The organism is uncultured Nitratireductor sp., from assembly GCF_913053745.1.
Taxonomy (GTDB): Bacteria; Pseudomonadota; Alphaproteobacteria; order Rhizobiales; family Rhizobiaceae; genus Nitratireductor.
The window spans coordinates 19,201-43,933 of the sequence record NZ_CAJXGF010000004.1 but is presented as its reverse complement, the minus strand read 5'-3'; the positions used below and the strand labels follow the sequence as shown (position 1 = coordinate 43,933).

Here is a 24,733-nt window from a genome sequence, read left to right as displayed (position 1 = left end):
ACGAGATCGCCGGCTCCGGTGTATCCGATGGTTTACGCGGTAGGCAGATATGGGGCCAGTGCCTCGCCCGACGTCCAGCGGGTGTGCAAATCCGTCATGCGACGACTATCCCGAGCGCCTGAAACGATTGCTGAAGAAGAATGACGGGGTGATCCTCACCCGACAGACGGTCTCAGGGTGGGCGAGATCGGGAACGGCGGCACTGCGCCGCCGCTCTCTACATCTATTCGGCTGCCACCTTGGACGGGTTGTTCGGGTGCGTCGTCCAGTTGGCATAGACCGGCTCGACCTTTTCGCCCGTGCGCTTGTCGAGCGCTCCGGCAGCCAGCGGCACCATGTCTATGCAGCCTTCGACCGGACAGACATTGACGCAAAGATTGCAGCCGACGCATTCTTCCTCGATCACTTCGAAATGGCGCTTGCCGTCGACCATGGCGGTGATCGCCTGATGCGAGGTGTCCTCGCAGGCAATATGGCAACGCCCGCACTTAATGCACTGATCCTGATCGATGCGAGCCTTTGTGACATAGTTGAGGTTCAGATACTGCCAATCGGTCACATTGGGCGTCGCCCGGCCTACCACCTCGTCCAACGACGCAAGCCCTTTGGCGTCCATCCAGTTTTCCAGCCCCTCGACCATTTCCTCGACGATCTTGAAACCGTAGGTCATGGCGGCAGTGCATACCTGTACGGTGCCAGCGCCCAGCGCCAAAAACTCGGCCGCGTCGCGCCAGGTGGTGACGCCGCCGATGCCGGAGATCGGCAGGCCGGCAAGCGCCGGATCGCGGGCGATTTCGGCAACCATGTTGAGCGCGATCGGCTTCACCGCCGGACCGCAATAGCCGCCATGCGACCCCTTGCCGTCGATGGTCGGCTCGGGCGCGAAACTGTCGAGATCGACCGCCGTAATCGAATTGATCGTGTTGATGAGCGAGACCGCATCCGTACCGCCGGCATGCGCCGCGCGCGCGGGCTTGCGCACATCGGTGATGTTCGGTGTCAGCTTGGTGATGACCGGCATGCGCGTGGTCTGCTTGCACCAACGCACAACCATCTCGACATACTCGGGCACCTGGCCGACGGCCGACCCCATACCGCGCTCGCTCATGCCATGCGGGCAGCCGAAATTGAGCTCGATACCATCGGCTTCGGTCTCCTCGACCAACGGCAGGATCGCCTTCCATGCCGCCTCCTCGCAGGGCACCATGAGCGAGACGATGAGCGCCCGGTCCGGCCAGTTCTTCTTGACCTGCTTGATCTCCCGCAGATTCAGATAGAGATCGCGGTCGGTGATCAATTCGATGTTGTTCAAGCCCAGAAGCCGGCGGTCCGCGCCCCAGATCGCGCCATAACGCGGCCCGTTGACATTGACGACGGGCGGTCCCTCTTCGCCGAGTGTTTTCCACACGACGCCGCCCCAGCCCGCCTTGAAGGCGCGCTCGACATTGTAAGCCTTGTCCGTGGGCGGTGCGGATGCAAGCCAGAAGGGATTGGGAGACTTGATACCAACGAAATTGCTGCGAATGTCTGCCATGGTTTTCCGCTCCTCAGCCGGCCAATGCGCGATGAATGCTCTCGGCCGCGTCGCGCCCCTGCGCGACCGCCGAGACGGTGAGATCGTCACCGCCGGCGATGCAGTCGCCTCCGGCCCAGACCTTCGGCATGGAGGTGCGTCCTTCCGCATCCACCTTGATGCGGCGTCCCTCCAGCGCAACCGACGCGGTGCTGCCATTGAGCACGCCCGCCTCGAACGACTGACCGATCGCCTTGAAGACCTGATCGGCGCGCAGGGTCAACGTCTCACCCGTGCCTGAAAGCCTGCCGTCCTTCAGCGCCGTGTATTCAAGCTCGATCCCGCTCACCGTGCCGTTTTCGGCGACGATGCGCACAGGCTGTAACCAGTGCCGGATGATGACACCCTTCGAGGCCGCCAGATCCTGCTCGAACTCCGACGCGTTCATGTGTTCCTGGCCGCGCCGGTAGCAGATCGTGACCTCTTCCGCGCCCAGAAGCCGTGCCTGAACTGCGGCATCGATGGCGGTCATGCCACCGCCAATGACGACGACGCGCCGACCGACCGGCAGGGTCGCGAGATCCTTTGCCTGACGCAGATGGGCAATGTAATCGACGGCACTCTCGACGCCCTCGGCTTCCTCGCCACGCGCACCGAGCGCATTGACGCCGGCAAGCCCCATGCCGAGAAAGACGGCGTCATGGTCGCGGGTCAGGTCACCGAGCGAGAAATCCCGCCCCAGCGCCTTTCCTTGCTCGAGCACGATACCGCCGATGGCCGTCACATAGTCCACTTCGGCCTGGGCGAAGCCGTCCGGGGTCTTGTAGGCGGCGATGCCGAATTCGTTCAGTCCGCCAGGCTTGGGCCGCGCCTCGAAAACGGTCACATCGTGGCCGTGCACGGCCAGACGGTGCGCGCAGGCCAGTCCCGCAGGCCCGGCCCCGACAATGGCGATACGTTTGCCGGTGGGAGCCGCACGCTCATAGAATTGCGCGTCGGCCTGCATGGCCGCGTCGGTGGCATAACGCTGAAGCCTGCCGATCTGAACCGGCTTGCCCTCCGCCTCCTCGCGTACGCAGGCCTCTTCGCAAAGCGTCTCCGTGGGGCAGACACGGGCGCACATGCCACCCAGGATGTTCTGATCGAAGATCGTCTTGGCCGAGCCCAACGGATTGTCCGTCGCGATCTGCCGGATGAACATGGGGATGTCTATCGATGTCGGGCACGCCGTTGTGCACGGCGCGTCGTAGCAGAAGTAACAGCGATCCGCTTCAACGGCCGCTTCATGGCGATCGAGCGGCGGATGCAGGTCGGCGAAGTTCTTTTCGTAATCCTTATCGGAAAGGCGGCCGGCGGCGATGCCGTCCGCGTAGAGACCATCAGCCATTCCGTATTCCCCTTATATTATTGGGAACAGGCTAACGCAGTTTCATTTTTTTATCAATCGGTCAAATTTCCAAACTGCGCACATCTCATTGAATTAAAAGATGATTTTAAAACTCATATTTACGAGTAACCGGCATTCAAACGACAACGCCGACCAGACAGCCGGCGCTCGCGACGTTGGAGAAGGGAAACCGCTGTCAGTAGACCTCGATAGAACCGATCGCATCGTCGAAATAGCCGCGCAATCTGCGAAGATCGCGCGTGATCGTTTCGCACCGGCCGCCGAAATTGCGTCGACCGCAAATGCGCGCCTCCGCACCCCCCTCCACCTTTATCGAGGAGATGCGATCGTACCACTGGCGCGGCAACCGCGCTGCACCGTCGCCGGCATCGAAGCAGAGCCGTGCGCCGCGGAACTCGCTGTGTTCATAGAAACAGGCGCGGCGGATGCGTTCGAAATCGTCCTCATCGCCGGCGCGCCGGCGATGAACTCGGTAGGAAGCCACCGCGCTGCGACCACGCAGGAGGCGCACATCGCGCGTCAACAGGTCACAGCGGCCGCGATGGTTTCGCCGCGAGCAGATTTCGAGCGAAGTGCGTTTGCCGACCCGAATGGATGCCACCCGGCCATCCCAGCGGTCGGCAATCGCCCGTGCATCGTCGCCAATGCCCGCACAGAAGGGACGGCCCCGATAGTCCGGCCGATCGTAGAAACAGACATTGCGCGGCGTAGGCCGGCGGACCCCTTCGAAACGGTCGTCGTCGAACCCTTCATCCTCGCTGCGGCCTTCATCCAGCTCACGCAACACGAAGTCGAACAGTTCGATCCCCAGCGCCGCACCGATATCGGAGACCGGGCGGTCCTGAAATCGCCGGCGCGTGTCGCGCAGATGGCGCGCCGATACCCAGCCCGACCGCGCCGCATATCCCACCTCGCACCATTCATAGCGGTCCGTGCAGCGCAGGATCCCCACCCGCGCACCGCGCGGTATCGTGAGGACGGCGCGGTAATCCGTGCCCGGTCCCTGATGCATGTCGAGATTGGTCGTCACAACGGCCTGGACGCGTTGCTGCGCCCTTGCCGGTGGCGAAATGCCAACGCCAAGGGAAGCGACAAGCGCCAGAACGAGGAAACGAAGAACCCGGGACGGCATGCGAATCTCCTTTCACAGACCTTTCAGTCAGCGCAAAGTGATTCAAAAACAGCACGATATCCAGACATCGATCGCCCTGAACGCCTCCGCGAAGATCGTGTCGCTGCGGCGGGCCGGCTCAGCGCGGTTTCTTGCCGAACACGCGGACGTATTCTTCGAAGCCACCCCTGGCGAGCGCCTTGGCCTGTTTCACCCAGTCGTCACGTTCGATGCGTCCCTTGAAACGCAGATGCGCGTCCACCCACTGGCGCTCCGCTTTCTTCCAGGCGGCGATCTGCGCATATGTGTAGATGCCGAGATCGTTGAGACGCTCTTCAAGCTTGGGGCCGACTCCCGAAATCAGCTTAAGGTCGTCGGGTTTCCCGGGTTTACGCATGCCTGCAGGCTGGATGCCAGCCGATTTTCTCGCGGTTGCCGGTTTCACGCGCGTGGACGCGGCCTGGCGTCCCGCTCCGGCTTCTCCCAGGACACGCTTGGGCGACGAGCTGCCAGGCACCGCTGAGCGTCCAGCCGCCGCTGCCCTTACGGACTTGCGGCGACCGGCAACGGGACGGATATCGCCCTTGGCGCGTTCCTTCCGGCTCGCTGCCTTCGCCTTGCCTTTCTTCCGAGCAGGCTCGTCATTTTTTTTGGCCGGCTCGTCGAAACTGATCACCGGCTCCATCGTTTCGAGCGCCGCGTCATCCAGCCAACACAGGCTGAAATGACCGTCGCCCAGATCTTTCAAAGGCGGAACTTCGCGTTCGCACTTGCCGCCCGGCACCTGGTCCTTGTAGCGACAACGCGTCTGGAACGGGCAGCCGGATGGCGGATTCATCGCCGAGGGAATATCCCCTTCCAGAACAATGTGCTTCTTGCGTACCGACGTGTCGGCAATCGGGATCGCCGAAAGAAGCGCCTCTGTATAGGGATGATAAGGCGGCGCGAAAATCTGGTCGGTCGTGCCCTGTTCGACAATATGCCCGAGATACATGACCACCACGCGGTCGGCCAGGTAGCGCACGACGGATAGATCGTGGCTGATGAACAGCATGGTGGTCTTGTTCTTGCGCTGGATGTCCATCAGCAGCTCGGTCACCGCCGCCTGCACGGAGACATCGAGCGCGGAAACGGGCTCGTCGGCCACCACGACCTTGGCGTTGCCTGCAAAAGCGCGGGCCACGCCGATGCGCTGTTTCTGACCGCCGGAAAGCTGACGCGGCATACGCTCCGCGAAGGCGCGCGGCAATTTCACCAGATCGAGAAGTTCCAGCATGCGCTGCTTGCGGTCGGCCAGCGTGCGTCCGATGTTGAACTTCTCCAGCGTGCGAACGATCTGCGAACCGACGGAATGGCTCGGATTGAGCGTGTCGAACGGGTTCTGGAACACCATCTGAACGCCAGCAACCGTCCCCGTGTCGCGTTCTTCCACCGGCGTCGCCTGGATCGGCTCGTTTCCCAGCACCACTTCACCGTCCGTCGCCGTCTCCAATCCCAGTAGAACTTTGGCGAGCGTCGACTTGCCACAACCGGATTCGCCGACGATGGCGACCGTTTCGGATTCGCGCGCCTCGAAGCTGATCTGCTCGTTGGCCTTCACTGTCTTGGTATCGCCGCCGCCGAAAATGCTGTTCGCGGCAACGTGGTAGTATTTTTTGAGATTGTCGATCTTCAGCATCGGCGCGCCGGGCTCGATCGGTTCCTTCTCGTCGAGCGCGCCTTCCGGCAGGGCGTTCCAGTCAATCTCGTCGAAGCGCAGGCAGCGCGAATGGTGCCGCTTATGGCCCTTGATCGGCAGCATCGGCACCTCGCCTGAATCGCACAATCCCGCTTTGAAATGCTGACAACGCGGGCCGAAATTGCAGCCCTTCGGCCGTTCGTGCGGCAACGGCAACTGACCGGGAATGGCGATCAGCGGGCGAGCGTTCTTGTCGGCGCCGGGCAGCGGTATGGAGCGGAAAAGTCCTTGTGTATAGGGATGGCGCATGCGGTCGAATACATCCTCGACCCTGCCAGTCTCCACCGCCTCGCCGGAATACATCACGGTAACCCGGTCGCAGGTTTCCAGGATCAGCCCGAGATTGTGCGACACGAAGATCATCGACGTGCCGTACTCCTTGCCCAGTCCCTTGACCAGTTCGACGATGCCGGCCTCGACCGTCACATCCAGGGCGGTCGTCGGTTCGTCGAGCAGCAACAATGCCGGTTTGGACAGAAGCGCCATGGCGATCACGATGCGCTGCTGCTGGCCTCCGGACAGCTGATGCGGGAAAGAACGCATCATCCGCTCAGGGTCCGGTAGACGCACCGCGCGCACCATCTCCAGTGCCCGATTCCAGGCCTCTTCCTTGGATACCTTGTCGTGGATCAGCGGCACTTCCATGAGTTGCCTGCCGACCTTCATGGCCGGGTTCAAGCTCGCCATCGGCTCCTGATAAATCATCGCGATTTCGTTGCCGCGAACCTGACGCAGTTCTTCCTCGCTCATGTCGGCCATGTCGCGGCCCTTGAACCGGATACGCCCCCCAACGATCTGCCCGACATTGGAAAGGTCCCGCATGATCCCCAAAGAGACCGTCGATTTGCCGCAACCGGATTCACCGACAATGCCCATAGCCTCGCCGGGCATGACCTCGCAGGAAAAGTCCATTACAGCCGGGATCTCGCCGGCGCGCGTGAAGAACGAGATGGACAAGTTCTCGATTTCGAGGATCGGCTTGCCCGCCTTCCCGGCTCGCGTGATGCTGATGGCTTCGTTCATGGCGTCGCTCTCAGTGTTTATCCTCAATCCTTCAGCGATTGCTCACGCAATGCGTCGGCAAGCAGATTCAGCCCCAGCACAAAGGACATGAGCGCAAAGACCGGTGGCAGCGCCGGATGCACATAAGCGCGCAGAAGGCGGCTTGATTCCTTGATACCCGTACCCCAGTCGGGGCTTTCCGGCGCCAGACCAAGGCCGAAATAGCCGAGCGTGCCAAGCAGGATCGTCGTGTAGCCGATGCGCAGACACACATCGACGATGAGCGGCCCGCGCGCGTTGGGCAGAACTTCCCAAAGCATGATGTACCAAGGGCTTTCGCCGCGTGTTTGGGCGGCCGCCACATAGTCCCGCGTCTTGATGTCCATCACCAGTCCGCGCACTATGCGGAAAACGCCGGGTGAAGAGGCGAACACCACCGCCACGAAGATGTTGAGCTGGTTCGAACTGATCGAGATGATGCCGAGCGGATCGGCATTGAACACCAGCCCGACATAAACCCAGCCCCCGATCAGAAGCGTCAGCGCCAGTTGTATCGCCAGCAATTGCGGACGGCTGCGGTAGCGCGTCCAGAACAGCGTCACGAAAAACACGATCGGGAAGATGAAGAAAGTGCCCGCCATCCATTGCGGAATCGGCGTCTCACGAATGCCCGGCGTGACCAAAAGATAAAACAGCAGGATGACCGGGAAGGCCAGAACCAGATTGGCGAGGAACGACAGGAAGCTGTCTATGCGGCCGCCGTAATAGCCGGCAGGCAGGCCGAGCGTGGTTCCGACCATCAGCGCGAACAGTGTGGCAGCAGGAGCGATGATGAGCACAATCTGACTGCCAAAGACCATGCGCGAAAAGACGTCGCGCGCAAGCCGATCGCCACCGAAAAGGAATGCCTGTCCCGTCTCCGGTTCCAGGGCGCCTGGCACGACATTTTTCATGATGGGGAACTGCGCCAGCGGATCGAAGGGGGCGACCGTGCCCGCGAAGATGGCCGTAAACAGCCAAAAACAACAGATCATCACACCGGCGACTCCGACGCCGGTATCGAACAGGTGTCCGTAGAGCCCCAGTTGCTTGCGGAAGCGCAAACTGAAGAAGAGAATGATCACGAGCGCCACCCAGACCGGCCAGAAGCGCGCAAGAACACCGAGGATGATGCCGAAGGTTCCGATATAATCCACTTGCATCGCGTGTCCTCCCTACTGCACGCGAATGCGCGGATTGAGATAGGCATAGCCGACGTCGGAAATAAGCTGCGTCGACAGCACAACGAAGACCGACACAAGCGAACAACCGAGCAAAAGGTCGATATCGTTGTTGCTCGCCGCCTCCACGAGCGTGAAACCGAACCCCTGATAGCGGAACATCACTTCCACGATGACAACGCCCGTCAGAAGCCATGGAAACTGCAGCATGATGACCGTAAACGGCGCAATCAGCGCGTTGCGCAGGGCATGCTTGATAACCACGGCCTTAAAGCCGAGCCCCTTCAGGCGGGCGGTGCGGATATATTGCTGCGTCATCACCTCGACCATCGAGGCCCGCGTCATGCGCGCAATATAACCGATGCCGTATATGGCCATGGTCATGACCGGCAAAGTGAAATTGTAGAAGGAAATGCCCTGCCTGGTGGCCGTGGCGGCCGAGCCGTTGAGCCAGCCGAGCCACGAAGCGAAAATGACCGCGAAGATCACGCCCGAGACATATTCGGGCGTCGCCGTGGTGGCGATCGAGGCAACGGACAGGGTGCGGTCGGTCCGGCTGCCCTCGCGCATCCCCGCCAGGACGCCGATCAGAAGCGCCACGGGCACCATCACCACCATCACCCAGAACATGAGAATGCCGGTGGCCCCGAGCGCGGGAAAAAGCTTTTCGGAAACCGGCACCTTGAACTTGGTGGAGCACCCGAAATCGCCCTGCAGAATGCCGCCGTAATAGGGTTCGGCGGGTTCGTCGCAATAGGAAAAACGCGGGCTGGCAACACCGGTCTCGGGGTCGATATTCGGCTGCTTCTGCACCACGCCGAGCCACTGGCCGTAACGCACGAAGAAATTCTGCCGGTAGCCGTTCTTCTGAAGCCAGCTTTCCAACTCCTCAGCCGACGACCGCATGTCGAGCTGACTGATGGCAAGCTTCTTCAGATTCGGTTCCAGATTGACCAGAAAGAAAACGACAAGGGTGAGGCACAACATGGTCAATGCCATGACACCCAGACGTCTCACGATAAAGCCAAACACGGTTTCCCCTCCCCCGTATGCGGAGGTTGTTATTGATCTCCAGTGCAAAAGGGGCCCGTTCGGGCCCCTTCCTGCTTAACCGGTCTCACCCTTCGTCGAGCCAGACCTTTTCCAGATCGATCTCGAAGGTCTGGTGCATGCCGTGGTTCTTCACGGTCTCCACCGAGTGATTGTAGAGCTTGCGCCAGTAGGGCTGGATGATGATTCCCGAATTCTGGATGATCTCCTCGATCTTCTTCATCACCTCGCGGCGGCTGTCGGGATCGGGAATGGCCAGCGCCTCTTCGATCAGCTTGTCGAGCTCCGGATTGGAATAGGCCGACTCGTTCCACGCTTCACCGGTGCGGTAGGCAAGCGCCACCACCTGTATGCCAAGCGGGCGCATGTTCCAGTTGGTCATGGAGAAAGGATATTTCGTCCAGTCGTTCCAAAAGGTAGAGCCTGGCAGAACGGTGCGTTTGACCTTGAATCCGGCCTCGCGAAGCTGGGCGGCGATCGCATCGCCGGTGTTCTTGTGCCAGTCCTCATCCACCGTGATGAGCTCGTGCTCGTAGTCCATCTGGCCGGCCTCTTCCATGAGCGCCTTGGCCTCTTCCACATTGCGCTCGCGCTTGGGAAGCTCGGCATACTCGGGATGGATCGGGCAGACATGGTGGTTCTCGGCAACGTCGCCGGCATTGTCGTAGCCCAGCGCCAGAACCGTGGGGTTGTCGACTGCGCGCTGCAGCGCCTGACGCACCTTCTCGTCGTCATAGGGCTTGTTGTTGACATTGCTGCGCGCCACCAGGGTCGTCGCCGTGGTGACTTCGGATTTCACCAGCCCGATCGCGTCGAGAATATCGACGAAATCCGCCGTGGTCTCGTAGTTTGTATGAATTTCGCCGGACTCGAAAGCGCTGACAGTGGCCGAGGGATCCGTGCCGTAATCGATGAATTCAATGCCGTCGAGATAGGCCTCGCCGCCCCACCACTGGCCGTCTTCGCGCTTCTTCAGCTCGACGCGGTTGCCGACCTCATAGGACACCAGTTCGAAAGGACCGGTGCCGATCGGATTTGCAACGAAGTCACGGCCCGTTTCGTCGAAGGTCGGGTGCACGATCAGGCCCGGATAGTCGGCCATGCCCGGAATGATCGAAATATCGGGAGCCGACAGGTTGAGCTTGACCGTCATGTCGTCGACCTTCTCGACGGCACCTTCGCGAACCTTCTTGGTTTCCGGGTCGATGAGAGCGGACATGCGCGCCGGCATGGAGTTGCCTTCCACCGTCTGGTCGCACCAGCGGTTGATGTTGTAGATCACATCGTCCGCGGTGAAGGCGTCGCCATTGTTCCAGGTCACGTCCGGCCGCACGTGAAGAATGTATTCCGTGGCGTCCTCATTCACCTCCCAGCTTTCCAGAAGCTTGCCCTCGAAGGTGAAGTCGCGGGTGTATTTCACCAGCGGTTCAAGTGTCTGGCGCATGGCGTTTGCAATTTCCGACCAGTCGGCCGTGCGCGGATCCTTGGGATCCTTGATGAACATGGCAACGCGCAGCGTGCCGCCCGTCTTCGGCTCCTGTGCGACAGCGTGCGTGGGCGCGGCCATCCCCAACATGCCATAGGCGGCCGCGGTAGAGGCGCCGAGCGCACTTGCAAGCGCGAGAAACTCACGCCGGTCCATTCTGCCGGCACGTGCCTCGTCCGCCATTTCGGCGACGCGGGCCGGCACCTTCTCGCCATTGCTCTTGAAAAACGTCATCGACGCACTCCCATTTTTTGCCGTTCTCGGTTTACGATCAGCATTTCCCATCCCGTCCCCGATGTCAAAAAATCCCAGGGTTCGGAGACCGAATTCTGCAATTTTCTCGACAATTCCAATGACGGATTTGCGACAGGATTGCCGCAAAAGCGATATGAAAAGCCGATTCTTCTACAATAGCAAAGCACCCTGCTGACAATGCTTGACTTAGGCCAGTGAAGACGAAGGTCCAGAATGCACCATTCGATTGACGTTGCCTGGGTCGCTTGATAATCGATTTCGGTTCGCTTGAGGTGCTCCGACGGGTGTTCGCCTGCCGGGGAAAAGGGAACACGGAACGGTCTTTCTCGAAAAGGCCGCAGCCGTGGCTGCTCCCGCAACTGTAAGCGCAGAGGCGCCTCCAAAGCCACTGGGTGCAAGCCCCGGGAAGGCGAGGCAGCCGACGAAGCGCGAGCCAGGAAACCTGCCTCGAGCCGTCACCGACCGGATGCGGGACGCTTCCGGGGCTGTGGATCCCGCAGTGGTGACGAAAGTCACCGCTGGCGGGGGAACGAACGATGACGGCAATCGCTCTCCAGCAAACGAAGAATGTTTTTCAAGGGAGGGCGCGCATGCTTTCAACGCGACATCGGACCCGGCTTCTACTCGGCGTATCGGCACTGCTGTCCGGCTTCGGCACCGCAGTGGTGCAGGCGCAGGCGCAAGACTATCCACTCGACACGCTGGTCATCAGCCCCAACCGTATACCGGCGAACGCCTCCAAGGTCGGATCGACGGTGGACATCGTCGAGCGGGAGGAAATCGAGCAGCAATCGCTTCCGCTGGCGCTCGATTATCTCGGCCTTCTGCCCGGTATAAGTCTCTCATCGCCGGGCGGCGCGGGCGCGGAGGGCAGCCTGTCGATCCGTGGTGCCCCCCGCCGCTATGTGAAGACGCTCTATAACGGCATCGACATTTCCGATCCCACCAACACGCAGGTTCAGACTTCTTATCAGTACCTTTTGTCCGGCGGCCTGCAGAGTATTGAAGTGCTCAAGGGGTCGCAAAGCACGCTTTATGGCTCGGACGCCATAGCCGGCGTGATCAGCCTTTCGACACTGAGCGACATCGAACCCGGCATCGCTCATATCGTCCAAGGTGAAGGAGGCTCGAATGGCACGTTCGGCGGCTCCTACGGTTTCCGGGCGGCCAGCGAGCAATCCAAATTGTCCATCAATGCCACCGGATTCCGCACCGACGGCATCTCGGCTGCCGCCTCGGGCACCGAGCGCGACGGCTATGAGAACCTCACCTTCGACGCGAACGCCGAGCACGCGTTTTCCGACGTCTTCTCCGTATTCGGGTCGGCGCTTTACATCGACGCGCAAGCCGATTTCGACAACCAGGGCTTCGGCACCTTTTTGCCGAGCGACAATCCGACAGCCACCAACCATAGCAAGCAACTCGCCGGTCGCGCCGGTTTCAATCTCAACCTGATGGATGGCCGGTTCCGCAACACGGTATCCGTGCAGGCTTTCGACCTGGAACGCGCCATAACCGGCACCGCCTTCGACGGTTCCTATGACGGTCGCCGCTACAAGGCCGATTATCAGGGCACGTTCGACGTCAATGACTGGCTGACGGTTCAGGGCGGTGCGGATTACGAGCGACAGAGCGCCGTCTTTCCCGCCGGCGCGTTCAATCCCGAGATCGATTCCAGTTTCTGGATTGCCGGCGTCTGGGGCGAAGCCATCGCCACGCCGCTTGAAAACCTGACGCTGACTGCCGGTCTCAGACAAGACGAGCACAGTGAATTCGGCGGGCATACCACCTACCGTGCAACCGCCTCCTATCTGTTTGAGCAGACAGGGACGCGTCTGCACGGTTCGGTGGGAACCGGCTTCCGCGCGCCCAGCCTAAACGAGCTCTTCGGCCCCTTCGGCGCCAACCCCGATCTGCGGCCCGAAACGAGCTTCGGCTTCGACATTGGCGTGGAACAACGTTTCTGGAACGGTGCGGTCATCGCCGACCTCACCTATTTCCAGCTCGAGATCGACGATCTGATCGGATACACGTCGCAGTATGAACAGATCCCCGGCACATCGCGCCAGCGCGGCGTCGAGGCCTCGCTTCGCTATGCCGCGACCGAATGGCTCGACCTGACCGGGGCCTACACCTACACGCATTCGGTGGATCAGAACGATGCGCGGCTACCGCGCGTGCCGCGCCATGAGATCGGCCTGATCGCCAGCGTGCGACCGGCTGAGAAATGGACCGTTTCGGCCTCGGCAAAGGCTGCCATCGATACAGTGGATACCGGCGGGTTCAAGCTGGATGATTACCTGCTGGTCAACGCCAAGGTCGCTTACAAGCCGACCGAGGACACCGAACTCTATGTGCGGGCGGAAAACCTGCTCGATCAGGATTATCAGACCGTGCGCGGCTACAACACGCCCGGCTTCGGCGTCTTTGCCGGGTTCCGGGCGAAGTTTGCGCCCTGATGTCCGGGGGCCGGAAACGTTCGCTTCGCCTTTCCGGCCTGATATTTCTGGCTGGCGCGCTTTTTGCCGCGCCGGTGTCGGCCGCGCCCAAGCGGGTCATGTCCCTCAATCTGTGCACCGATCAACTCGCCATGTCGCTTGCACAGCCGGAGCAGCTCGTTTCCGTCTCGTTTCTGGCCCGCGAACCCACCCTTTCCACGCTGCACGAAAAAGCGCAGGCGTATCCGGTCAATCGCGGGCTTGCCGAAGAAGTGTTTCTGGAAAAGCCGGATCTGGTCGTCACCGGCACCTATTCGCTGCACAACACGACTGCGCTGCTGAAGCGGCTCGGCTTTAGGGTCGAAGAGTTTTCCTTCGTGCAGACGCTCGACACCATACCCGATGAGATACGCCGCATGGGCGCGCTTCTCGGCCAGGAAGAAAAGGCCGAAAAGCTGGCCGACGATTTCTCGCAAGAGCTCGATCAGATCGCCTCGCGGCAATGCGGCATCCGCCCCACGATCATCGCCTATGACCAGAACGGCATCGCTTCCGGGAACGGCACGCTCGCCGATTCCGTCATGCAAGCCGCCGGCTTTGACAATCTGGCCGCCGACCTCGGTGTCAACGGCATGGCTCCGTTTCCGCTCGAACAGGTCGTCGCCGCCCGACCCGACGTCATCGTCACCAGCGCCTCGGAGGGTGCCCCCACCCTTGGCGAATATGTGCCGCGCCATCCCGCGATTGCCGCCCTGCCGGATACGCACATCGGCCCATTCGTGCCCGCCGGCGCATGGTCGTGCGGCTCGCCCGCAGTGATCGATGCCGTGCGCGCACTGGCAAGCCTGCGCGCCGAAATCGCGCCCTGCCCGCAGGACGCCACGCAATGAAGCTTTCCGTCTCGCTTACACTTCTCACCCTTGCGCTCTTCGTCCTGTCGCTGCTGGTCGGGCCGGCCGAGCTTGGGATCGGAAACAGCATTGCCGGACTTCTCGCCGGCGGTGGCGAAGCGGCCTCCATCATCATGCGCGAAATTCGCCTGCCGCGCGCCGTTCTCGGTCTCGCAATCGGCGTTTCGCTCGGTCTCTCCGGCGCGGTGCTGCAGGGATTTCTGCGCAACCCGCTCGCCGAACCCGGCGTGATCGGCGTGTCATCCATGGCCGCCCTCGGCGCCGTTGTCATGTTTTACTCCGGACTTGCCGGAAGCTCGCTCTATGCCCTGCCCGCCGGTGCGCTGATCGGCGCATTTTTGGCCGTGCTCATCCTGCTTGCAATCGCGTCGCGGCAAGGCTCCACGCTGACGCTCATCCTTGCCGGCATTGCCCTGTCGAGCCTTGCCGGCGCGCTAACCTCTCTGGTCCTCAACCTCTCTCCCAACCCTTTTGCCGCTTACGAAATCGTCTTTTGGTTGCTCGGCTCCCTAAAGGACCGCTCCATCGAGCATGTGATGCTCGCCCTGCCCCTCATGGTCGCGGGATGGTTGCTTATTGCCGTTTCGGCCCGCGCCATCGATGCGCTGTCGCTCGGCGAGGAAGCCGCCGCCAATCTCGGCATTCATATGGGCCGCGCACGCGTTTTGATCGTCGCCGGCGTCGCACTTTCGGTGGGCGCAGCAACCGCCGTTTCCGGCACCATCGGCTTTATCGGACTGGTGGTGCCGCACCTGGTCCGTCCGCTCACCAACCGCATGCCGAGCAGCCTTTTGCTGCCGGCGGGTCTTGGCGGCGCGGCGCTGCTTCTGGCTGCCGACATCGCCGCGCGCGTGGTTCTTCCGGCCGGCGAATTGAATGTCGGGGTTCTGACGGCATTGATCGGCGCACCCTTCTTCTTGTGGCTTGTCATGCGCGCCCGCCGGGAGATGTTGTGATGAGGCTCCAGGTCGACAATCTCGGCGTAACGCTCGGCGGCAGACGCGTGATCGATGGCATCGGTTTCGATATAGAGGCCGGTCACGTGATCGGCCTGCTCGGCCCGAACGGCGCGGGCAAGTCCACGCTGATGCGCGCGCTCACCGGGCATCTGGCCGCTCACGGCACCATGCGGCTCGGCGAGCACGATCTCGCCTCTGTCGGCCCGGCCGAACGAGCCCGCCTTATCGCCTATCTGCCGCAGCAGCGCATCATCGGCTGGCGTCTCACCGTGCGCGATCTCGTGGCGCTGGGCCGCTTGCCATGGCGTGCCTTCGGTCGCCGCGCCGGCGACGAAGACGAAAGCGCCATCGCCCGCGCAATGGAGATGACCGATGTCACTCCGCTCGCCCACCGGATTGCCACCGAGCTTTCCGGCGGCGAACAGGCGCGTGTGCTGATGGCACGCGCCGTTGCGCAGGCAACCCCTCTCCTCATCGCCGACGAACCGGCCTCCGGCCTCGACCCGGCGCACCAGATCACACTTATGCAATCGCTGAACCGGCTTGCAGCCGAAGGGCGCACAACACTGGTCTCACTGCACGACCTGACGCTCGCCGCCCGCTGGTGTGATCGGGTCTTGCTCTTGAACCAAGGAAAACTTGCAGCGTTCGGCGCGCCGGAAACGGTGCTTTCGGACCGGTATCTGGCGGAGATCTACGGGGTGGCGGCCCATCGCACACGCGACAAGAAGGGCCCAATCATCGCGCCCGTCGATCTCGCCCGATAAAACGAGAAAACCTAATCTTCGACACGTGCCTCCATGGCCGCCTTGGCATTCAGCAACCCATCTCCGAAATCCTCATCCCGGCCCGGCACACCGAGATCCACGGCGGTGGTCCGCAGCAGTTCGGCCAGCGCTTCCGGCGTTGCGTCCTCACCGGCATGCATGAGATTGGCAATCGCACCGGAAACGACGGCGGCCGCAAAAGAGGTGCCCGTCACAACATCGATGCCGCCGGAAATGGGCGCAACCACGTTTACGCCCGGCGCCGATAGATCGATGTAGCGGCCGCGATTGGCCTTGCCCATAAGCTTGTCGCGAACGTCGGTCGCCGTCACGGCGATGACACTCTCATAGGCGGCAGGATAACCGAACGGCGCATTCGGCCCGTTGTTCCCGGCTGCCGCAACAAGCACCACGCCGCGCGCAACCGCATTGCGACAGGCTGCGGAAAAGAGCGGGTTCTCCGGCCCGACAAAGCTCATATTCACGATCTGCGCGCCCTCTTCCACTGCCCAATCGAGGGCGGCAAGAAGGACGTCGGTGCTCGACACACCGCTCTCGAAAGCCCGTGCATGGAGCAGGCGAACGCCCGGCGCGATTCCCCGAAACGGTCCATCGCCAGCGATTAGGCCGGAAATGGACGTGCCATGATCACGGTCGTTCACAGCCATATTCGGGAGCGCATCGAACGTGCCTGCGATGCGTCCCTTGAGAGCGGGATGCTCCTCGTCGAAGCTGGTGTCGATCACCGCGACGCTTACATTCTCTCCACTCACGACACCGGCATCGAGTGCGATGCGTTCGAAGGCGTAATTCACCACGCCCGCCGCCTGCTGTAGTTCGAACAGATGATTTGGCACACGATCGGCCAGCCGACCGTCGCCGGCAAGCTGAGCGAGCACGAACCCCACAGGACGCCCATCGGGGATGCCAAGGCGTGCAACGGTGCGGCCAAGAAGTGTCGAAGCGCGGGCGGAACGCACCTCCAGTCCGAATTGCGCGGCGACCGCGTTGACCACCCCCTCGTCACCAGCCAGGGTGACCAGCACTTCGTCCGGCACGATGGCGCCCGAAATGGCCCGCTGCGGCTCAACCGGCCGCGCAAACGACCCTGCGCTGGCAGATACGGATACCGACGCGGCCGCTCCGTCGCTGTTCGGATTTGCCGGATCCCCGTTTGTCGCAGCGGCATCGGCAGCCGGGGGCGCAGAAGAGCGCGCGGAGGCGTCGCTGCCAATTCCGGGCCCGAATAGCTCGGCCAGCATTTCGGGCAGATAGATCACATGGCGCTCGCCCGCTGCCGCATCCTCACGCACTCCGTTCGCCACGAGCGTCCGCGCCGATCCGTTTGGCGACGCGGTTTGGGCGAACACGGGGCCCTCCAGAAAAACGGCAAGCACGACACCGCTCAATATACGCGTGAAAGCCCTATTCATCACCAGGTTTACGCCCCGTCACAACGGTTTCCACCACACCGGCCCGCTCCAGCCCGGCAACGATCTCATCGTATTGTGCGGCCGTTTCGGCCGGGATAAGCACCCGGTAGAGTCCGTCCGGCAGCGGCCCGGCAGCAATCTCGACTTCGCTTTCGTCCAGCAACGCCGAGACATCGGCCATCGAGGCTTCCGCTGTAAAGGTCACGAAGGCGAAGGGTGCATCATCATCCTCCGCGCCGGCGACGGAGTATTGCTCCGTCTGCGATAGACCGAGCCACACGGTCTGCCCCACCAAAATGGCGAGCGCCAGACCCGCAGCCACCCAGGCAGCCTGAACCGGAAACGCGGGCAGAATGCGGGCAAGCCGCTCCCTAAATGCGGGCTTTGCCATCTTTTCCGGCCCAGCCTCTTCAGCCAACGCTTCTGAAAAGCGCGCCAATGCATCGTCCGTCGGGCGGATCGCCTCATTGTCGGCAAGGGTTGCGGAATACTCGCCTTCGGCTTCGGCCAGCGAGGCCATTGCCTGTGGATCAGAGGCGAGCCATTCCTCCACTTCGCGCAGTTCCGCCCCGGAGAGTGTGCCATTCAGAAAGAACGGCAACAGCGCCTCCAGCCGGTCGCGGCGGTTCGATTGTGGGTTCTCGCTCATGGCCAGCCTCGATCGTATCCTGCCGCCTGCAAGGCTTCTCCAAGCTTCTTGCGTGCGTAAAACATCCTGGTTTTCACGGTGGCGATGGGCACGGAAAGGATCTCGCCAATCTCGGTCACCGACTTGCCATGGTAATAGGCAAGGTCGACCACCGTGCGGTGCTCTTCCGACAAATGGTTGACGAAACCGCGCAGCGCCGTCGCCTTGTCCTCCTTCATCGCCGAGACTTCCGGCGTATCCGCGCTGTCGGCGACGGCCTCGGCCTGCCCCTCTTCCAGAGCCTTCTCTTTGCGTTTGCGCAACGCCGAAAGCGCCTTGAACCGCGCAATGCCGAGAAGCCAGGTGGAAACCTGCGAGCGTGCCTCGAAGCGTGGCGCCTGGCGCCACACCTCCAGAAACACTTCATTCGCGATTTCTTCCGCCATGGTCTCCGATCCCGTCTGGCGCACCACGAAGCGGTAGACGCGCGTGTGATGCCGCATGAACAAGAGCCTCAGCGCAGTCCGTTCGCCGCGCGCCGTTCTGGCCACAAGTTCTGCGTCGGACATCTGGTCCGCAGCACCGCTCATAACCGGCCCTTCGAGACTGTGTCGCGCGACGGGACGTTCCGGTTCATCGCTTTTCCCCCAATCCTTCGAAAGCTAGTCCATTTGCCGACCCGTGGGAACAGGTCTCAGAATACAGATCCCGGGAATGCGCCCGAGGGACGGATTTGCCTTCGTCTACCGGCATTCGGCCGGTTTCCAGTGTGAACCTTTTCACAGCCTCGTCCGACAAACCCTGCAGGGTACGCATGGTGCGCACCCGGAAAGGAGTGTTGTGATGACACGGCATATCGAATGCAAACGGTCGCTGGAGCCGCCACGGCTTATGGCCGGGGCGGTTTTGTTGACCTTGGGTAAGCCGAGGCGTAGGTTCAACGGCGACGGGGTTGAAAAGAACCTCGCTTCGGGGGGATACACCGGAACAACAGGGACCGGGCGCGAAAATGACGCCCATCCGGCAGCCTTCCGAAACGGTTTCGGGAGGCAAGGCATGGGGCAAAACCGGCAGTTCCCGACACGGTGCGGCAGAAACGCACCACGTCACTCTGGCACAATCGCCAGACATTTTCTTGAAAGCACCGCGGCCATAGCGCTCGCCGTGATGGCGGGAATTTCATCGAACGCGCCGGCAAGCGCGCAGGAAAACGCAATCATCCAACCGGGCTTCATGGCCGTGACCGGTTTCCCGGGCACACATATTCCCGGCTTCGAGGAGGGACTGCTCCCCGGCGTCGACCCGGTGGACGAAACCTTCATCGACACCGAGCGCGCTTCGCTGCGCATCTTCGACATGACCTGGCTCGGCGCCCCGCCCAGCGGACAGGTGGTTTTTACGCCGCCGCCCTTCGAAGTGCCGGCCGCCGAAATCGGCCAGGTGTTCGGCCTTGCATACGATGACGGCAAGCGTGAAGAGACAACGGCCATCGTGCCGAACCTTTACGCCGCCGCCACGTCCCTGCACGGCCTCCAGATCGTCACGGAAGACGCCGACGAGGACGGGCGGCCCGAACGGCAGCGCCGCGGCGAAGCCGGCGCGCGCTTCATGGACGGGCAGTTCGGCGAGAAGAATGGCGGCGGTCCCGGTTCGATCTGGAAGATTGACGGCATCACCGGCGCCGTGACCCTGTTTGCCAATATCGACACGAACAGCGGCCCCGGCATCGGCAACATCGCCTTCGACCGGTCGCATCGCCAGTTCTTCGCTTCCGATCTCGACAGCGGCCTCATTCACCGCATCGACATCGACGGCAATCTCATCGACACGTTCGATCATGGCGTGGACGGAAGGGCGGCACGCGGGCTCGATCCCGTGGCCGACGATGGCGCCGTGATGGACATTCAGGGCGCTGCCTTCGACGCGGAAGAGCCGAAAAGCTGGGGCTACACGCAGGAAGAGCGCCGCGTTCATGGCCTCTCCATGCACGGTGGACGCCTCTACTACGCCGTTGGCGAGGAAGCGGAAATCTGGTCCGTGGGCATCGCTCGCGACGGCACGTTCGCCGGCGACCCGCGCTGGGAGCTGACGGTGGAGGCGGAGGAAGACCTCCCCGTCACCGACATTGCTTTCGACACGCGCGGTTTCATGTATCTCGCCCAGCGCGGCGAAGTTGAAAACCGCTACGACTATTCGAGCTTTGCCGACAGCGGAGAGGCATCGGTGCTGCGCTACTGGCGCGAAAGCCCCGACGATCCCGAAACCGAAAGCGTCTGGGTGCCGGCACCGCAGGAATATGCGGTCGGTTTTCCCGAACCATACCGACAGGGAGCCGGCGGCATCGACCTGCAATATGGTTATGACGCCGAAGGCTTCTTCAACCGCAATGCCTGCGCGGCCACGCTGGTGAAAACCGGCGACAGGCTGCGCGACAACCCTGCCCTTGAAGAGCAGCTCATCGAGGGCGGGCCGCTCGCCGTTCATGGTGTGCAGCTTACGAGAAGCACGCTCGTGCGGCCAAAAAACGAACCGCCCTTCGGCTCGTGGTTTGCCGATTACGACGGCTTCTTCGAAGACCCCGAGGTCAAGGGGCATGTCGGCGACGTGGAGGTCTGGCGTCCCTGCGAGGGCCGCGCCGGCTACTACGAGCCTATCCCCTATCCGGGTGACATTCCCGTCCCCGGCTGGCCGCCCGGCTTCCCGCCGCCCAACGATATCCCGCCCTGTATCGAGCTGGAGACGGCGGCGTATTTCTGTACGCCCGCAGGGCTTGAAGCCGATCTCTACATCCATGACCGCGCCGGCATCGGTGGCGATTCGCTTTCCGCGAAATCGCTGACGCCCGGCGTCGGCGTTTCCCCGTCCAAGCAGACGGTCCCCGGTCTGGCCACGCCGTTCACACTCGGCATCAATGGCCACATTCCCGGCGAAACCGTCGATCTCGGCCTGTGCTTCTACAGAAAGTCCGATGCCGAGGCGGGTGGCTACTTCCCCTGTTGCAAGGTGACGTTGCCGCTTGAAACGCCGCTTGAATCCTGTGCGCCGTGAGGGAGGGAGAGATGAACATGTTCACAATTCCCGCCGACCGGCTGACGGTCAACAATGTCATGGAGACGATCATGAAACCCCTTGCAGAAAAAGCGCGCTCGCCGCGCTGGCTGCTGGTGGCGGGCATGGCGCTCTCCACCGCGTTCATACCGCTTTCCGGCATCAATCAGGCCAGAGCACAGGACCGGACGATCGAGGAGCTTGAGGTTCTCGAAACGCCGGGCGACGCCGAAGGCCCACGCATCGAGCTTGAACCGTTGGAGCCGGAAACCGAGCCCGACCTGACGCCTTTCCTCGAAAAGCGCGGAACGCAGCTCAACTGCGATTATGTGGAATATCGCCTGCGCCTCGGCGTGCGCGGCACGCCCGACATGATCGCGCACCCAGGCCTCGACGCATTCCTCACCAATGTAACCTTCGAGTTTACCGATCAGCTTCCCGCCAATCTGGCGATTGTCGACGCCACGTTCAGCGGCGATATCATCGGTGCTGGCGGCGGAGCCGTTCCACCCCATGTGGTCAGCACGACCGGTACCCTGGACGACACGCTCACCCAGTCGGATTTTCACCTGTCCGCCGCCGATCTCGACGGCGACGGCAGCCTGACCGAGCGCGCCATCGATATCACCATCAAGGCAAAGATCGACCAGGCGGCCTTCCCTGCCGCCACCAATGTCGACAATCAGGCCAATGTGGCCGTGATCCGCACCGCAACCGGCGGGCTCGTCGCCACCATTCCGTCCCATGACCCGGCCCTGCCGGACGATGGCGACTGGAAGACCGGCGATCCCACCGCTATCATCATCGATGTAACGGATTGCGATCCGCCACCGCCTCCCCCGCCGCCCGGCGACGGGCCGGAAGAGGCCTGTTTCTCGGTCGAGACCGGTGAAGTGGACTGCCTTCCCGGTGGCGGTGCCTATATCTATCGCATGGATGTCGGCCCGGAGATGGCAGGCAATGTCGTCACCGTGACATCCACCACGCCCGGCATCACCATCGATCCGCCGAGCCAGGCCGTTCCCGCCGGCGGCGGCACGCTCGAATGGGAAATCACCGGCGCACTGCCCGGCGATACGGTGCATCTGATCGTCACCAGCATCGAGACCTATGCGGGTCCCGCTGAAGGCGTCGGCCTGTGTTGCTCGCAGGTGGTCGACATTGAAATCCCCGAAGACCTCGAATGCCCGCCCGACGACGAGGGCGAGCCCGACATCAAGGTCGAGAAGCGCGCCGATGAGGCCGAATGCGAGATCGACGGTTCGTGCGATTTCACCATTCGCGTCTCCAATGCGGGCGATGCGCCTTACACCAGCAAGATCGTGTTGGATGAGGTGACGACGCCCGGAAACGCAGCGGTGGTCTCGGGGCCAAATGCGCCGTGGACCTGCGTGCCGATGATGAGCCCCATGTCGTGCGAACACCCCGAAACCACGCTCAACCCGGGCGAATTCGTGGAGCTGAAGCTCGGCTTCCAGCCGGGACCGGCATGGAGCTGGAGCGCGATCCGCAATTGCGCCGCATATGACTACACGGCCAGCGGCAAGGATCCGTTCGGCGATCCGACCAACGACAAGGCCTGCGCCACCATCGCGATCTGCCTGCCGGGCGATCCGGCCTGCACGCCGCCGGAGAACGACATTCCGGACATCGCCGTGCGCAAGCGGGCCGAACCCACGGTCTGTACGCCAGACGGTCTCTGCACCTATGTCGTGACAATCATCAATGCGGGTGCGGCGCCGATCAACGGTCCTGTCAGCTTCGTGGACACGTTCCCGGCCGGTGATGTCGCCTCGGCATCGTTCAGCCCCTCGCCGCCCTGGTCGTGCGCGCCGCTCGCCGGCAACACGTTCCAGTGCGACCATCCGGGCCTGAATCTCGTGCCAGGCGCATCGACGGACATTCTCGTGACCACAATCGTCGGCGATTATCCGACAAACGAGGTCGAGAACTGTGCGAAAGTGACCGCGCTTGAAGGCGAAACCAATCTCGCCAACAACGAGGCCTGTGCGACGGCGACCATACCGGGCATCCCGGGCGGCCAGCCGCAAATGCGCATCCAGAAGACCTGTGAGCCCACCGTGTCGCTCGCCGAAGGTGTGGCCTGCCGGATCACTGTCAGCAATGCCGGAACGGCAGCACCCGTCGGACCGGTTCGCGTCAACGACGCGGCCGAAATCATCGGCAGCGGTGCGCCGGTCGACATCCAGACTGTCACGCCTGACGGTCCGGAATGGTCCTGCGGCGCGGTGCCTGCGGCCAATCTCACCTGCGAGATCCCCGGCGCCGTCATGACACCCGGAACCGCGCGGCACTTCGATGTGACGGTCAATGTGTCACCCAATGAGCGGTTCGAGAACTGCGCACGCGGTTCCTTCGGCCCGGCTCCGGGGGACGACATCGTCTATCCCATCGGCGAGGCCTGTGCTCAGGGCGGCACCCGGATCACGGTCGAAAAGACCGGCGATGCGGAGTGCCTGCTTGGTCAGCCCTGCACGTTCCAGATCACCATCCGCAATGAAGGTCCGTCATCGATCTCCGGTCCGGTTCGCATCGGCGATGCGCTTCGGGTAGAAGGTTTCGGCGGCGTTCCGGCCCGGATCGTTTCGGTGAACCCGCCCTTCGGCTGTTCGCCCGAACCGACCGAGCTTCCCTTCGCCTGCGAAGCCGACCTCACCCTTGCCAGTGGCGAAAGCCGCACGCATGAGGTCGTTGTCGAGCTGCCGGAAGATGGCGGCCTCGCCAACGCGGTGGGCAATGGTGCATCGGGACGCAACTGCGCTGCGGTGATCGACCGTGGAGCGGATGTGCGCACCGCGCCCTCCCTCTCCGGTGCGCCGGATGGGACCGGAGACGGCCGCGCCTATGACTGCCATGACTTCACGGTTCTGGCGGATGAGGATGAGGACCAGCAATGTTCGCCGGGTCTTGTTCTCAACAATGACGGGCGCTGTGTCTGTCCGGAAGGCACCACCTTCCGCAACGGCCAGTGCGTCGGCACGCAAACCGCTCCGGTTCCGCTGCCCACGCCCCGGCCAACGCCGCCGCGCGAGCCCGATCCGAAGCCGCAGGCAGATCCCCGGCCGCAGTGCCGGCTTCTGCCGGGTCAGATCCGCACGCGCGACGGACGCTGTGTTTGCCCGCGTGGAACACGGCTCCAGAACGGCCGCTGCGTCAAGCCGCAGATCGAGCGCGAGTGCCCGCGCGGCACGACGGGCACGCCGCCCAACTGCCGGCCGATCCGCCAGCAGTGCCGTCTGCTTCCGGGCATGATCCGCACCCAGGACGGACGCTGTGTCTGCCCGCGCGGAACCCGTCTGGTGGCCGGGGCCTGCCGCAAGCCGGAGGTGCAGCGTCAATGCCCGCCGGGAACGACGGGGCGCTATCCCAATTGCGCACCCATCGTACGGCCGCGTTGTCCGCGGGGCACAACGGGCACGTTCCCGAATTGCCGCCCGGTCGTACAGCGCCGCTGCCCGCAGGGCACAACGGGTAGGTATCCGAACTGCCGCCCGATTGTGCAGCGCCGTTGTCCGCCCGGCACGACGGGCAAGTACCCCAACTGTCGGCAGATCCGCGTGGCGCCGCCGACCAACCGGGTGCCCCGACAGCAGCTCGATCGCCCGTTGCGCATCAATCCGCAAATCCTGCGGCCGCGCGACAGGAGCAATCAGCTTCAGTAAAACGGAGCACACCAAGCAAGAGGCCCCGCCGGTAACCGCCGGCGGGGTTTTCACACACCCTGGAAACGACACCCTGTTTCCGC

At 62.6% G+C, this 24,733-nt stretch carries 16 protein-coding genes and 1 riboswitch; of the genes, 6 read left to right on the top strand and 10 right to left on the bottom strand.

Annotated elements, in window-relative coordinates:
- Positions 1-223: 223 nt before the first annotated feature.
- The 7 genes from preA to QZ638_RS01550 form a co-directional block, all read right to left on the bottom strand.
- Complete coding sequence (gene preA / locus QZ638_RS01580; RefSeq protein WP_295806069.1) at positions 224-1,534, bottom strand: NAD-dependent dihydropyrimidine dehydrogenase subunit PreA; 1,311 nt, start codon at positions 1,532-1,534, stop codon at positions 224-226.
- 13 nt (positions 1,535-1,547) lie between these two features.
- Complete coding sequence (locus tag QZ638_RS01575) at positions 1,548-2,900, bottom strand: NAD(P)-dependent oxidoreductase (RefSeq protein ID WP_295806067.1); 1,353 nt, start codon at positions 2,898-2,900, stop codon at positions 1,548-1,550.
- Between the two features lie 196 nt (positions 2,901-3,096).
- Positions 3,097-4,053: a peptidase inhibitor family I36 protein gene (locus QZ638_RS01570; protein ID WP_295806065.1), complete on the bottom strand. Its 957-nt coding sequence runs from the start codon at positions 4,051-4,053 to the stop codon at positions 3,097-3,099.
- 118 nt (positions 4,054-4,171) lie between these two features.
- The gene (locus QZ638_RS01565; RefSeq protein ID WP_295806063.1) at positions 4,172-6,793 is read right to left on the bottom strand and encodes a dipeptide ABC transporter ATP-binding protein; all 2,622 of its coding nucleotides are present in this window, start codon (positions 6,791-6,793) and stop codon (positions 4,172-4,174) included.
- Positions 6,794-6,816: 23 nt separating this feature from the next.
- Positions 6,817-7,974 (bottom strand): ABC transporter permease, encoded by a 1,158-nt coding sequence (locus QZ638_RS01560; protein ID WP_295806062.1) that lies wholly within the window; start codon positions 7,972-7,974, stop codon positions 6,817-6,819.
- 12 nt (positions 7,975-7,986) lie between these two features.
- Positions 7,987-9,024: an ABC transporter permease gene (locus QZ638_RS01555; RefSeq protein ID WP_295806061.1), complete on the bottom strand. Its 1,038-nt coding sequence runs from the start codon at positions 9,022-9,024 to the stop codon at positions 7,987-7,989.
- A gap of 85 nt (positions 9,025-9,109) precedes the next feature.
- Positions 9,110-10,762, bottom strand: coding sequence for an ABC transporter substrate-binding protein (locus QZ638_RS01550; protein WP_295806060.1), 1,653 nt, complete (start codon positions 10,760-10,762; stop codon positions 9,110-9,112).
- A 274-nt stretch (positions 10,763-11,036) separates the two neighbouring features.
- Positions 11,037-11,248, top strand: a riboswitch (cobalamin riboswitch).
- A gap of 125 nt (positions 11,249-11,373) precedes the next feature.
- Here QZ638_RS01550 and QZ638_RS01545 point away from each other — a divergent pair.
- The 4 genes from QZ638_RS01545 to QZ638_RS01530 are packed head-to-tail and all read left to right on the top strand — an operon-like array spanning position 11,374 to position 15,858.
- Complete coding sequence (locus QZ638_RS01545) at positions 11,374-13,242, top strand: TonB-dependent siderophore receptor (protein WP_295806058.1); 1,869 nt, start codon at positions 11,374-11,376, stop codon at positions 13,240-13,242.
- Positions 13,242-14,111 carry an ABC transporter substrate-binding protein gene (locus QZ638_RS01540; protein ID WP_295806056.1) on the top strand — a complete coding sequence of 290 codons (870 nt, stop codon included), beginning with the start codon at positions 13,242-13,244 and terminating at the stop codon, positions 14,109-14,111. Before QZ638_RS01545 ends, QZ638_RS01540 begins: the two co-directional genes overlap by 1 nt.
- Positions 14,108-15,088, top strand: a complete 981-nt coding sequence (locus QZ638_RS01535; RefSeq protein ID WP_295806054.1) for an iron ABC transporter permease — start codon at positions 14,108-14,110, stop codon at positions 15,086-15,088. The genes QZ638_RS01540 and QZ638_RS01535 overlap by 4 nt, the downstream gene beginning before the upstream one ends.
- Complete coding sequence (locus QZ638_RS01530) at positions 15,088-15,858, top strand: ABC transporter ATP-binding protein (RefSeq protein WP_295806053.1); 771 nt, start codon at positions 15,088-15,090, stop codon at positions 15,856-15,858. Before QZ638_RS01535 ends, QZ638_RS01530 begins: the two co-directional genes overlap by 1 nt.
- Before the next feature lie 11 nt (positions 15,859-15,869).
- Here the strand turns inward: QZ638_RS01530 and QZ638_RS01525 are convergent, their stop codons facing one another.
- Genes QZ638_RS01525 through QZ638_RS01515 form a run of 3 tightly spaced genes read right to left on the bottom strand, consistent with a single transcriptional unit; the run spans position 15,870 to position 18,509 of the window.
- Entirely contained in the window at positions 15,870-17,291 is a 1,422-nt protein-coding gene (locus QZ638_RS01525) for a S8 family serine peptidase (RefSeq protein ID WP_295806051.1), read from the bottom strand.
- Positions 17,284-17,940, bottom strand: a complete 657-nt coding sequence (locus QZ638_RS01520) for a hypothetical protein (RefSeq protein ID WP_295806049.1) — start codon at positions 17,938-17,940, stop codon at positions 17,284-17,286. The genes QZ638_RS01525 and QZ638_RS01520 overlap by 8 nt, the downstream gene beginning before the upstream one ends.
- Positions 17,937-18,509, bottom strand: a complete 573-nt coding sequence (locus tag QZ638_RS01515; RefSeq protein WP_295806047.1) for a sigma-70 family RNA polymerase sigma factor — start codon at positions 18,507-18,509, stop codon at positions 17,937-17,939. The genes QZ638_RS01520 and QZ638_RS01515 overlap by 4 nt, the downstream gene beginning before the upstream one ends.
- A 577-nt stretch (positions 18,510-19,086) precedes the next feature.
- Here QZ638_RS01515 and QZ638_RS01510 point away from each other — a divergent pair.
- Both QZ638_RS01510 and QZ638_RS01505 read left to right on the top strand, forming a co-directional pair.
- Complete coding sequence (locus QZ638_RS01510; protein ID WP_295806115.1) at positions 19,087-20,967, top strand: hypothetical protein; 1,881 nt, start codon at positions 19,087-19,089, stop codon at positions 20,965-20,967.
- An 11-nt stretch (positions 20,968-20,978) separates the two neighbouring features.
- Complete coding sequence (locus QZ638_RS01505; protein WP_295806045.1) at positions 20,979-24,650, top strand: hypothetical protein; 3,672 nt, start codon at positions 20,979-20,981, stop codon at positions 24,648-24,650.
- Positions 24,651-24,733 lie beyond the last annotated feature (83 nt).